Raw genomic sequence first — 12,371 nt, forward strand, 5'->3', positions numbered from 1 at the left:
GGCAGGGAAGTCAGGTCGCTGGCCGGCCCGGCATGGGCATCCGCGCGACCTGTTGGGGCCGTCAACCCGGGGTTGACCGGGGTGTAGCGGCCGCGCCGGGGCGGCTTATTCCGCGTACTTGCCGTTTTCCTTGCGCCGCTCGCGCATACCTTTGCGGATGAACAGGTTCACACCGGGCAATGCCAGAAAGGGCTGGCCCATGCCGCCGGCCACATGGGCGGCCAGGCGTTGGGGCAGATCGGCCAGCGTGGCCTGGATGGCGGGGACTTCGCTGGCATGCGGGTGTTCGTCCACAAATTCCTGCAGGTACTGCCGGACTTCGCGTTCCAGCCATTCCAGGTTGGAAGGCAGGGCGATGTAGGTAGGCTGCTGCTCGCCTTCGGCCTCGAAGCCGAACAGGTAACAACCGATGAAGTGGCGGAAGGTTTCGCCCACATCGGGGCCGCGGGAGAGCTTGCGCAGCAGATCAAAAGGCCACATGGCAGGAGGGTGTCCGTGGTGGGGCGCTGGCAGCATGGCTGCAGGGCCTGCAAAAACAGGAGCGCACGGGGCGCGCCGGATGGGAAAAATGGATGCCCAATGTAGCGCAAATGCCGCGTGCGCAAACACAAGCCGCGGCATGGGGCATAGGGCGGTATGAGACAGGCGCCGCGTTCAGGGCTGGCGCACCAGACGGCTGAGCTGGTCGAGCAACAGGTGCAGGTGGCGTGTGCGCAGGGTGTCGCCTAGCAGATCCACCTGCAGCAGGCTGTTCCAGGTGGCGGCGTGGTCGACACGAAAGCTCGACAGGGCGGAAATCAGGTAGTGGACGTCGACCGCCGTCACATCGGCGCGGAACACGCCTTGTGCCACGCCGCGCTGCAGAATGCGCTCCACAGGCTCCAGTGCGGCCTTGCGCAGCAGTTCGGTGTTGGAAACCTGGCCCAGCAGCTGCGCGCCCTGAAAGTTCTCCTGCAGCACCAGGCGGGTGAATTCCTGGTTCTGTTCGTGGTACTCGAAGCTTTTCTGCGCCAGGGCGTGCAGGGCCTGCAACGGCGGCAGGGCGTCGAGGTTGAGCTGTTCTTCCGAGGCCCGGATATCGCTGTAGCACTGGGCGATAACGGCCAGGTACACATCCTTTTTGTTGCCAAAGTAGTAGTACAGCATGCGCTTGGCGCAGCCCACCTTGGCCACGATGCGTTCCAGCCGGGCGCCGTCAAAACCGTAGTTGGCGAACTCGGTGCGGCCCGCTTCCAGCAGGGCTCGGCGCATGTCGGCGGCGGAGTCCACAGCTGCATTCGGGAGTGGACGGCCAGTGTCGCTGAGGTCGCTGGCATGGCCGGGTGCAGCCTGGGGTGTGGCCGGCACCATGCCGTAAGCCTTGTCACTGTTGTGCTGCGCGTTCACCACCATCTCTCTTTGCAAGCTGTCGTCCACCAAAGCCTGCCAGCGTAGCATGCGCAGCGGCGGCGGGCGCCAGAGACAAAAAAAGCCATGGCCCTTGCAGACCATGGCGTTGGGGAGCTGGCGCTGCGCGCATTCCGTGGAACAGAAAGTGCGCGCAGGGCCGGGGCTTACCTGGCGGTGCCGTCTGGCAGCGCGTAGGCGATCACATAGTCGCCGCGGTCGGGCGACTGGCGGGCACCGCCGGCCGAGATCACCACATACTGCTTGCCGGTCTTGGGCGACTTGTAGCTCATGGGGCCGCCCTGGCTGCCCACGGGCAGGCGGCTCTTCCAGATTTCCTTGCCGGTGGCCGTATCCCAGGCGCGCAGGTAGTAGTCCTGTGTGCCGGCAAAGAACACTAGGCCGCCCTGCGTGGCCAGGGTGCCGCCCAGTGTGGGCAGGCCCACAGGCAGCGGCAGGCGCATCTTGATGCCCATGGGGCCGGTGTCCTGCACCGTGCCCACAGGCACTTGCCAGGCCACTTGCTGGGTCTTCATGTCGATGGCGGTCAGCGTGCCGAACGGCGGCTTCTGGCAGGGAATGCCCAGCGGCGACATGAAGCGGTCCTTCATCACCGCGTAGGGCGTGCCGCCCAGCGGCACCTGGCCCATGCCGGTGTTGGGTGCTTCGCCGCCGTCGGACAGCGCGGCATCCTTCTTCTGCGGCACCATCTGCACCCACAGGCCCAGGCGCATGTCGTTCACGAACAGCAGCTGGTTGGTCGGGTCGGCCGACAGGCCGCCCCAGTTCATGCCGCCCAGCGAGCCGGGGAAGCTCAGCGAGACATCGGTATCCGGCACGGTGAACAGGCCGTCATAGCGCATGGACTTGAACTTGATGCGGCACATCAGCTGGTCCAGCGGTGTGGCGCCCCACATATCGGCTTCGGTCAGTGTCTGCGTGCCGATCTGCGGCATGCCGACGGACAGCGGCTGGGTGGGTGCATATTTCTCGCCCGGGATGCTGCCGGGCTTGACGGCCACGTCTTCCACCTTGGTCAGGGGCTGGCCGGTCTTGCGGTCCAGCACAAAGATCTGTCCGGCCTTGGTGCCGACGACCAGTGCGGGCGTGGTGGCACCGTCGGGGTGGGGAAAGTCGATCAGCGTGGGGGCCATGGGAATGTCGAAGTCCCACAGATCGTTGTGCACGGTCTGGTAGACCCATTTTTCCTTGCCGGTCGCGGCGTCCAGCGCCAGAACGGAGGCGCCGTATTTCAGGTCGGCTGCCGAACGGGTGGCGCCATACAGATCGACCGAGGGCGAGCCCATGGGCAGGTACACGGTGTTGGAGCTGGGGTCGTAGGTGGTGCCCGCCCACACGTTGGCGGACGAGCGGGTGTAGGTCTGGCCGGGGCTGAGCAGCGCGTTCGGCGTGGCCGAGCCGGCGTCAAATGCCCAGCGCTGGGCACCGGTCACCACGTCGAAGCCGCGGATCACGCCGCCGGGCATGTCCACCTGCACGTTGTCGGCTACACGGCCGCCGATGACGATGGTGGTGCCTGCCACGGTAGGGGCCGAGGTCAGGGTGTAGTAGGCGGGGTTGGCAATGTTGCCCAGGCCCTGCTTGAGATCGACCACGCCATGGGTGCCAAAGTCATCGCACAGCGCGCCGGTGTCGGCGTTCAGGGCAAACAGGCGCGCGTCGATGGTGTTCATCAGAATACGGCGCTTGCAGCTGCCGGTGGCGGGCAGAGCCACCGCCTGCACCGGTGTCGAGCCCGGGACGCTGGGCTGGGCCAGGGGGGCTTCGGCATCGAAATAGGCCAAGCCGCGGCAGCGTTCCCACACGCCGCCCACATGGGAGTTGGTGTCATGGCGCCACAGCTGCTGACCGGTGTCGGCATCGAGTGCGATCACATTGTTGCTGGGCGTGCAGAGGAAGACCTTGTCGCCCACCTGCAGCGGCGTCAGCTGGTCTTCGGCGCCTGCGCCGGTAGATTTGGGTACATCACCGGTGTGGAAGGTCCAGGCCACCTGCAGCTGGTTCACGTTGTCCACATTGATCTGGTCCAGCGCGGCAAAGCGGTCGTTGTTGCTGCTGTTGCCGTAGTGGTTCCAGTCCTTTTGTTCGCTGGCGGCATCCACGGGCTTGCGCGTGGCTGCAGCGGCCTGGGGGCTGACCTCGGGATGGATCTGGAACATGGAGGCAAAAGCGGCCAGACCCGCGATCAGCAGCACGCCGGCCGTGGCCAGGGGCGCTTTGGCGCGGGAGCCGGCAGGCACACCGCCCTGGCGCAGCAGCGGCATGCTGGCCAGCACCACCACGGCGCCAAAGGTCAGCGCCAGCAGGCGGGAGATCAGGCTCCAGTAATCCAGACCCACTTCGCACAGTGCCCAGACCACGGTCGCAGCAAAGGTCAGCAGGTACAGCCATGCTCCGCTGCGGTGGCTGCGAACGGTCTGCAAGCCGGAGGCCAGCAGGCCGATGCCCGCCAGCGCAAAGTACCAGCTGCCTCCCAGACTGATGAGCTTGGCACCGCCAACCAGGAAGGCCAGGCCGGCCACGGCCAGCACTGCCCCCAGGATCCAGAGCCAAACACGCGCCGCCACCGGCTGCGCCTGCGCTTGATGAGTCATATCGAACCTCGCATGAAAACGGGCCTGGGCATGGAACCATGCAGGCCATTATTGTTGTGAGAAAAAAAGTCCATTCTTCATGGGAAATAAAGTCCATGTCGTGCTGGCGTGTACCGGATATTTCAGAAATTTGTGAAATTCAATAGCGGCGACCGCTGCTGGCGCATGTGCGCGGTGGGCTGTCACGGGTTGGGGGGCATGCTTGCGTTTGCGCGGCGCTTCGCTGGCGCCATGGGCGGACGCGCACCCTGTGATGCCGCTAGCCGGGCCGTCTGGCTGCTGATACTGGCATGGGGACGCGTTTGGGAGGCAGGCTGTGCGTCAGTTCGTCAGTTGCCGGGCTGGAAATGCTGCTCGATGGCCCAGGCGCTGCGCAGCAGCAGCGCGCGCACGGTGTGCTCGACAAACTGCGGCGTCATGGTGCGGATGTCGCCCGAGGCGCTGAGAACCATCATGGGCATGCCCTTGCCCACGCGCAGCGGGGTGGCGATGGCACCGACCTCGCCCCGCCATTCCGAGTACGAGGTGCAGCAGTCGGTGGCTTCGTACTCTTCGCCGGCGCGGGTGATGGCGCGCTCGATGTCGGCATAGCCCTCGGGGTTGAGGTTTTTGACCCGCTCCATCACCGATCTGCGGGCTGCCGGGCGCGAACCGGCCAGGTAGGCGCGGCCCATGGCGGTGGTGTGCAGCGGAATGCGCGAGCCCAGGTTCAGCCGGATTGTGATAACCGAGGCATCGCTGCGTGCCGTTTCCAGATAGAGCATCGACATGCCTTCGCGCATGCCCAGGGCGATCAGGCAGCCGGTCTGGTTGGCCAACTCCTGCATGATGGGTCGGCTGATTTCGCGCGCGTCCAGCCTCAGGAGCGTGGTGCCGCCCAGGGACAGCGTGGCCATGCCCAGCCGGTAGCGGTTTTGCACGCTGTCGTGGTGCAGAAAGTCCAGCAGCGTCAGGGTGTGCGTGAGCCGGGTGACGGTGGATTTGGGCAGGCGGCAACGCTGGGCGATTTCCTGGTTGCCCAGATGCTCCTCGCCCGAGGTGAAGCATTTGAGCACCTGCAGCCCCCGCGCCAGCGCAGTGACGAACTGGCGGTCTTCCTTGTGGTCGTCAATGGGCATCGGCAGTTTTCCGATGTCGCGGGAGGGCGTGGGAGGGCGCATGGGCAGGAGAGGAAATGCCATGTCCCTGGCTCCTGGCTGAAAGGCGTGGGCTGGGACATGGCTGGGCAAGCGGGCAATGCCGCGATTTTCAGGCGGATGTGCCGGCGTCCACCATGGCACGCAGGCGGCCGTTGATCAGCTCGTCGGTGGCTTCGCGCATGATGCGCTCGATCAGCTCGGCCACGCTGGGGATGTCGTGGATCAGGCCGGCCACCATGCCGCAGCTCCAGGCGCCGGCATCGACATCGCCCTGCACCATGGCCTTGGGGTAGATGCCGCCCACCAGCTCGCGGATGTCCTCGATGGTGGTGCTGGCGCCCTTGGCGGCTTCGATCTCCAGCAGCTTCTGCACGCCGGGGTTGTTCAGCACGCGTTCGGTGTTGCGCAGCGGGCGCATGACCAGGCGGGTGTCCAGCTCGCTGGCGGCAACGATGGCGTTCTTCACGTTCTGGTGGACCGGGGCTTCCTGGGTGCACAGAAAGCGTGTGCCCATGTTCATGCCATCGGCGCCCAGCGCGAGTGCCGCCACCAGGCTGCGGCCGTCGGCCATGCCGCCGGAGGCGACAAACGGGATCTTCAGCGCACGGGCGGCTGCGGGCAGCAGAATCATATTGGGCACGTCGTCCTCGCCGGGGTGGCCGCCGCATTCAAAACCGTCCACACTGACGGCGTCGCAGCCAATGCGTTCGGCCTTGAGCGCATGGCGCACGGCGGTGCATTTGTGGATCACCTTGATGCCGGCGGCTTTCAGGGCGGGCATATAGGCCTCGGGGCTGCGGCCGGCGGTTTCCACCACCGTGATGCCGCCTTCGCGGATGGCGGCGATGTATTCCTCGTACGGAGGCTGGGTGAAGGAGGGTAGAAAGGTGAGGTTGACGCCGAACGGCTGGTCCGTCATGTCCCGGGTCTTGGCGATTTCCTGGGTCAGCTTCTCGGGCGTGCCCAGCGTGAGGGCGGTGATCATGCCCAGACCGCCGGCGTTGGAGACGGCTGCCGCCAGCGGCGCCAGGCCCACATAGTGCATGCCGCCCTGGATGATGGGGTGGCGGATGTTGAACAGTTCGGTGATGCGTGTCTTCATGGTGTGTGAGGGCGTGGAAAGGGTGTTGCAGGTGCGCCCCGTCAGGGCCGAGGCAGCGATGGTGCAGCGGGTGGAGCAGGGCGTCAGCTGCCGGAACGCTGGGCCAGGATTTCTTCTTCCACCTCGCGCAGGCGGTCCTTGCCGAAGAACATCTCGCCGCCGACAAAGAAGGTGGGACTGCCAAAACAGCCGCGCTCATAGGCCTGCTGGGTGTTGGCCAGCAACCGGTTCTTGACCTCGGGTGTGGCAATGGCGGCGGTGATGGCTGCTGCGTCCAGCCCGGCCTGCTGCAGCACGCTCTGGAACAGCTCGGGCTCGGCCATGTTCAAGGCACGTTCCCACATGGCGGCAAACATGGCGTCCACATAGGGGTCCAGGCAGCCCATCTGCTGGGCGGCGATGGCGCCGCGCATCATCATCAGCGTGTTGACCGGGAAATGCGGGTTGCGCTGGTAGCGGTGCAGGTCGTGCTTGCGGATGAAACGCTGGATCTCCAGCTGGTCGTAGGCGCGCTTGGTGGGGATGTCGGCAAACGCCTCCATGGGCGAGCGGTTGTTGGCCAGCTTGAAGATGCCGCCCAGCAGAATGGGCACATAGGTCACGGGCTGGCCGGTGCGCGCGGCGATGGCGGGCAGCACCTGGTGGCAGAAATAGGCATTGGGGCTGCCAAAGTCGAACAGGAATTCCACGGTCGGTTGGTGCATGGTGCAAGCTCCGGTCTGGGGATGGTGGTGACGGGGGGCGGCGGTTTACCAGCTCTCCAGCCAAGGGCGCAGTTCGGTCTCGTGCGTCCAGGCGTTGCGCGGCTGCTGGTGGATGGCCCAGTAGGCGTCGGCAATGGCTTCGGGGCTGACGATGCCGTCCTGCTTCTTGAGCGCATAGCGTTCGGGGAAGTTGCTGCGGATGAAATCGGTGTCGATGGCGCCATCGATGATGGGATGGGCTACATGGATGCCCTGGGGCCACAGCTCGCGTGCCATGCTCTGGGCCAGGGCGCGCAGGCCGTGCTTGGCGCCGGCGAAGGCGGCAAAGCCGTCGCGCCCACGCAGGCTGGCGGTGGCGCCAGTGAACAAAATTGTGCCCCGCCCGCGCGGCAGCATGCGTTTGGCGGTCTCGCGCCCCATCAGAAAGCCGGCAAAGCAGGCCATTTCCCAGACCTTGAAATAGACGCGTGCCGTGGTCTCGGTGATGCCAAAGCGCACATTGGCCCCGATGTTGAACACCGCCACTTCGATGGGAGCGATCTGGCTTTCGATGTGCTCGATCAGGCTGACCATCTCGTCTTCCTTGCGCGCATCGCTGCCAAAGCCGTGGGCTTCACCACCTGCGGCGCGGATCTCCTGGACCAGCGGCTCCAGCTTGTCGGCGCTGCGGCGGGTGACGCAGGCGATATAGCCCTCACGGGCAAAACGCTTGGCAATCGCGCCACCCGTGGCGTCTCCGGCGCCAATCACGAGGATGGCTTTCTTGTCACTCATGGCTTGTCTCCTGTGTGTGCAGATGCAGTGCAGCCGGTGGGGCATGCATGTGCCGCCATCCTTGCCACTGGGATCGATTGTGGAGGGCGTGGACCGTTTGCAACCGCCGGCGGCACAGATCAAGTTCCGCACAGCGGTTTTGCAGCGGCATGGACAGCTGCAGTCTGCCGCCCCATGAACCGGTCTGCGGCACAAGATGGTGCCTGTGCCATTAGCGCAGCGATGGCCAAATGACAAGGGTGTCTTTCTGGAGGTGATGTTCCGCATGGCGGTTTTGGAAAAGAGCCCACCGGGCCGGGGGCGCTCCTACACTTTTCCAGCGCAGCAGCCATGTCGGACCGCTGTGACCCCCACCAGACAGGAGACACCATGCCCGCAGACACTGTGGAGGCCGGCTTGACGGCCCCGACCCTTTCTTCAGCGCCGCGCCGCATCCATGAGGCGATTGCCCCCTGGGTGCAGCGTCAGCCCAGCCATCTGGCCGTGCAGGATGCCCAGCACTGCCTGAGCTACCAGCAACTGTGGGCGGCGAGCGATACACTGGCCCAGCAGCTGCAGCAGGCCGGGGTGGGCCCCGGCGACCGCCTGCTGGTGGTGGGCGAGAACTGCGTGGCCGCCTGCGCACTGTTTGTGGCTGCCAGCAAGTTGGATGCCTGGGCGAGCATCGTCAACGCGCGCTTGTCGGAGCGGGAAATTGCCCAGTTCAAGGAGCATTCCGGTGCCCGCCGTGTGGTCTACCTGACCCATGTCTCGCCCGAAGCTGTGGTCCATGCCCGCCATGCGGAGGCGGTAGGCTGGGACACCCCGGTGGGGGCACTGGGTCTGGGCCCGCTGAACGCACAGGCCCAGGCGGAGCCTTGCAGCGCCGACCCGGCCGAGCAGGTGGCGGCCCTGGTCTACACCTCAGGCACCACGGGCCACCCCAAGGGGGTGATGCTGACGCACGCCAACCTGCTCTTTGTGGCGCAGTCGGCGCGCGAGATCCGCGAGATCGGCCCGCGCGACCGGGTCTATGGCGTGTTGCCCATGGCCCATGTGGTGGGGCTGTCGACCCAGTTTCTGGGCAGTCTGTGCGCCGGCGCCAGCCTGCTGCTGGAAGCCCGCTTCACGCCGGAGGCCGCTGCCCGGGCGCTGGGGGAGCAGGACGTTACCCTGTTCGTGGGCGTGCCGGCGCTGTTTGCCCGGCTGCTGGAATGGAGCCGCTCGCAGCAGCAGACGTTGCGAGCACCGGCACTGCGCCTGATCGGGGTGGCCGGTTCACCGCTGACGCCCAGCCTCAAGGCCCAGGTCGAGCAGGCGCTGGGCCAGACGCTGCACAACGGCTATGGCCTGACCGAAACCGGCCCCACCATCGCCCAGACGCGCGGTGCGCCGCGTGCGGACTGTGCCGTGGGCCAGCCGATTCCGGGCGTGGAGGCCAGCCTGCGTGGCCCCGGCGGCCTGCCGGTGGCGGCCGGGCAGGTGGGCGAACTCTGGGTGCGCAGCCCGGGACGCATGCGCGGCTACTACCGCGACGCCGCCACCACGGCCCAGGTGCTGGATGCCGCGGGCTGGTTCAACACCGGCGACATGGCGCGCCAGGGGGCGGATGGTGCGCTGGAGGTGGTGGGGCGCAGCAAGGAGCTGATCATCCGCTCGGGCTTCAATGTCTACCCGGTGGAAGTGGAGCAGGTGCTCAACAGCCATGCGGCCATCGTGCAGTCGGCTGTGGTGGGGCGCGAGGTGGCGGACAACGAAGAGGTGGTGGCCTTTGTCGAGGTGAAGGCCGGCATGGACCCCGACCTGCAGGAGCTGCGCCAGTGGCTGCGCGCACAGCTGTCGCCCTACAAGGTGCCCAGCGAGATCCGCATTGTGCCGGCGCTGCCGGCCGCGCCCACCGGCAAGATCCTCAAGCATGTGCTGAAACACTGGGCCGGCAGCCCGGCGGTGTGATACCGGCGCCCGCAAACGGAAGAGACACACCACACCGAGACGCGCTGAACAGGCCTGCACACCTGGGCGGCGCATCTGGCGCACATTGAGCACATCCCTTTCATAACTGGAGACCTTCCATGACCGATTCCCGCATGAGGCAGGGTCGCCGCCGCATGGCCGCTGCACTGGTACTGAGCCCTTTGCCGGCCCCGCTGGCCGGGCTGCAGCCCGTCCGCAGCTGGGCTGCTGACCGCCGCAGGCTTCAAGCGGCGGCGGTGCAGAAATCCTCGATCAGCCGCGCCACGGCAGCAGGTTGGTCGTGGTGCAGCATGTGGCCGGCGTCTTCGACGCGCGCCAGCCGGCAGTCGGGCACGGCCTGCAGGCGCTGGTGGTATTCGGCCAGCGTGTAGCGCTCTTTCCACCAGCCGGCCAGGCTGTCGTCGCTGGCTTCCACCGCCAGCAGGGGCGCGGTGATGGCCGCGTAGTGGGCCAGGGCTTCGTCCACACGGAACAGCTGGGGGTTGACAATCTTGTGTGCAGCGTCGCCCAGGATGGCCCAGCTGCCGTCGGCCTGCGGGGCCGACCAGTGCTGGGCCAGCCACAGGGCTTTGTCTGCAGGTAGGCGCGGGTTGGTCTTGCGCAGGCGCTGGGCCACTTCGTCCACGCTGGCATAGGTTTTGAGGGCGATGGCGCCGCTCTCGAGCTTCCGCAGCTCGTCCAGCCACTGGGCTGTGCGCCTGGGGGCCTGGGCGGGGCGGCTGGCAGGCATGCCGAAGCCTTCCAGATTCACCAGGCGGCGAATGCGTGCCGGACGGGCGCCCGCATAGAACATGGCCACATTGCCGCCCATGCTGTGGCCCACCAGATCGATGGCACCGTCTCCCGGCACACAGTGGCGCAGCAGTGCGTCCAGATCGCCCAGGTAGTCGGCGTAGTGGTAGTTGTCGCAGGGCGCAGGCATGGGGCTGAGTCCGAAGCCGCGCCAGTCCGGAGCGATGATCTGCCGCCCCTGCGCAAACGCCTGGCTGAAGGCATCCACCACAAACTGCCAGGAGGCGGAGACATCCATCCAGCCATGCACCAGTACCAGGGGGACGCTATCGGGTTGGGGCTGACCCCAGGTGCGCACATGGTAGGAGAGGGTGCGCACCGGAAGGTGCTGGCTGGTGGCGGCGCGTTGGGGCTGGTACATGTCGGTATGTCAGTGCAAAGGCGGTACGGCTGTCAGATAAATGCCCGTGGAAGGGGTGAACGGTGCACGCACCGGCAGTTGCGCGCACTACAGTAGCTGCAGCAAATCCTATAGCAACCGATGCGGCACGGGTGGGCGGGACTGTCCGGCGCGTGACGCACTGCGTGACATGGGGGACCGGAGTGGAGAGACCAGTCAAGCTTGCCAGTTTTCGATGGGCTGCTGCCCTTTTTCTGTGCCTGTGCAGCGGCTGGCCGCCGGCATTGGCGCAGGCCGGTACGGTGACGGTGGTGACCTCGCTGTCGCAGGAAATGATGCGGGCCTACCGCCTGGCGTTCGAACGCCAGCATCCGGGCATCCGCCTGGAGATCGTGGCCAAGAGCACCGCAGAGCTGTTGCGCGAGGTGGAGCAGCGCCCGGCGGGCAAGCGGCCGGATGTTGTCTGGGCCTCGTCCATCGAAGCCTTTGTGCTGCTGGCGCGCAAAGGGCTGCTGCAGCCTGCGCCCGAGCTGCGCAACCCCCAGGTGCCGGCCAAGGTGGGGCCGCATGCGCTCAACGATGCGAGCGGGCGCTATTTTGGCCAGTCGCTGTCGGGCTACGGCATCATGTGGAACAGTGACTATCTGCGCCAGCGCCAGATCCGGGAGCCCCAGGAGTGGCAGGATCTGGCCCAGCCCGCCTATGCCGGCCATGTGGTGCTGAGCGCGCCTTCGCGCTCCGGCACCACCCACCTGATGGTGGAAAGCATGCTGCAGGGCCTGGGCTGGGAACAGGGCTGGGCGCTGCTGCTGCAACTGGCGGGCAATGCGGCGGAGATATCTCCCGACAGCTATGCCGTGCCCCGGGGCATTGCGCGTGGCAGCTATGGCGCCGGTCTGGTGATCGACGCGTTCGGCCTGGCGGCCAAGTACTCCGGCATGCCGGTGGATTTCGCCTACGCCACCATGGCCCCTGTGCTGCCGGCCAGCATCGGCCTGGTCGCCGGGGCGCACAACCCGGACGGTGCCAAGCGCTTCATGGCCTTCACCCTGTCGCCGCCGGGGCAGCAGCTGTTGCTGGACCCCCGGATCAACCGCCTGCCGGTGCTGCCGGCCGCGGTGCTGCACATGCCTGCGGGCTACCCGGACCCCTACCTGCAGGCCCAGCGCTCGCGCCTGCAGTTTGATGTGGAGCTCTCCAGCACGCGCTACCAGCTGGTGAGCCGGCTGTTTGACCTGGTGGTGACGGAACCCCTGGTCGAGCTGCAGGCGGCGACCCGCGCCATCCATGCCGCAGACCGGGCATTGCGCAGCCGGTCCAGCCGGCAGGGTGCGGCGTTGCTGGCATCGGCCCGCAAAGTGGCTTATACGCCGGTGCTGCCGGCCATGGAGGCGAGCAGCCGGCAATGGCTGGCGGCGGCGGGTGCCCCGGCTGATGCCCAGTGGGAGCGGCTGCAGGCCATCTGGAGCGAGACGGCACGCAACAACTATCGGCGTGCGCGCCAGCTCGCGGAGCAGGCCCTGGCACAGGCCCAGGCTGCCCCCTGAAGCCATCCCGTGGTACGGA

10 protein-coding genes are annotated in these 12,371 nt (G+C 66.7%); 2 read left to right on the plus strand and 8 right to left on the minus strand.

The annotated features are described in order from the left end of the window. Positions 1-105 precede the first annotated feature (105 nt). The 7 genes from CT3_RS09265 to CT3_RS09295 all read right to left on the minus strand — a co-directional run bounded on the left by CT3_RS09265 (position 106) and on the right by CT3_RS09295 (position 7,720). Positions 106-480 carry a hypothetical protein gene (locus tag CT3_RS09265; RefSeq protein ID WP_066534590.1) on the minus strand — a complete coding sequence of 125 codons (375 nt, stop codon included), beginning with the start codon at positions 478-480 and terminating at the stop codon, positions 106-108. A gap of 174 nt (positions 481-654) precedes the next feature. After that, a complete protein-coding gene (locus CT3_RS09270; protein WP_227657874.1) occupies positions 655-1,386 on the minus strand; it encodes a TetR/AcrR family transcriptional regulator in 732 nt (243 codons plus the stop codon). Positions 1,387-1,553: 167 nt separating this feature from the next. Then, a complete protein-coding gene (locus CT3_RS09275) occupies positions 1,554-4,001 on the minus strand; it encodes a membrane-bound PQQ-dependent dehydrogenase, glucose/quinate/shikimate family (protein ID WP_066534588.1) in 2,448 nt (815 codons plus the stop codon). Positions 4,002-4,330: 329 nt separating this feature from the next. Then, positions 4,331-5,182: an IclR family transcriptional regulator gene (locus tag CT3_RS09280; protein ID WP_066534586.1), complete on the minus strand. Its 852-nt coding sequence runs from the start codon at positions 5,180-5,182 to the stop codon at positions 4,331-4,333. A 67-nt stretch (positions 5,183-5,249) separates the two neighbouring features. Continuing rightward, complete coding sequence (locus tag CT3_RS09285) at positions 5,250-6,242, minus strand: NAD(P)H-dependent flavin oxidoreductase (RefSeq protein WP_066534583.1); 993 nt, start codon at positions 6,240-6,242, stop codon at positions 5,250-5,252. A gap of 83 nt (positions 6,243-6,325) precedes the next feature. After that, positions 6,326-6,946 carry a 2-hydroxychromene-2-carboxylate isomerase gene (locus CT3_RS09290; protein ID WP_066534581.1) on the minus strand — a complete coding sequence of 207 codons (621 nt, stop codon included), beginning with the start codon at positions 6,944-6,946 and terminating at the stop codon, positions 6,326-6,328. Positions 6,947-6,991: 45 nt separating this feature from the next. Continuing rightward, positions 6,992-7,720 (minus strand): SDR family oxidoreductase, encoded by a 729-nt coding sequence (locus CT3_RS09295; protein ID WP_066534574.1) that lies wholly within the window; start codon positions 7,718-7,720, stop codon positions 6,992-6,994. Between the two features lie 369 nt (positions 7,721-8,089). Here CT3_RS09295 and CT3_RS09300 point away from each other — a divergent pair, with 369 nt between their 5' ends. After that, complete coding sequence (locus tag CT3_RS09300) at positions 8,090-9,652, plus strand: class I adenylate-forming enzyme family protein (protein ID WP_066536010.1); 1,563 nt, start codon at positions 8,090-8,092, stop codon at positions 9,650-9,652. Positions 9,653-9,896: 244 nt separating this feature from the next. On the opposite strand, the gene CT3_RS09305 is transcribed toward CT3_RS09300, so the two are convergent. Beyond that, on the minus strand, positions 9,897-10,826 hold the full coding sequence (locus CT3_RS09305; protein ID WP_066534572.1) for an alpha/beta fold hydrolase: 930 nt from the start codon (positions 10,824-10,826) through the stop codon (positions 9,897-9,899). Between the two features lie 290 nt (positions 10,827-11,116). Here CT3_RS09305 and CT3_RS09310 point away from each other — a divergent pair, with 290 nt between their 5' ends. Next, positions 11,117-12,352, plus strand: coding sequence for an ABC transporter substrate-binding protein (locus tag CT3_RS09310; RefSeq protein ID WP_227657875.1), 1,236 nt, complete (start codon positions 11,117-11,119; stop codon positions 12,350-12,352). The last annotated feature ends 19 nt before the right edge of the window (positions 12,353-12,371 follow it).

The sequence above is a fragment of the Comamonas terrigena NBRC 13299 genome (assembly GCF_006740045.1).
Classification (GTDB): Bacteria; Pseudomonadota; Gammaproteobacteria; order Burkholderiales; family Burkholderiaceae_C; genus Comamonas; species Comamonas terrigena.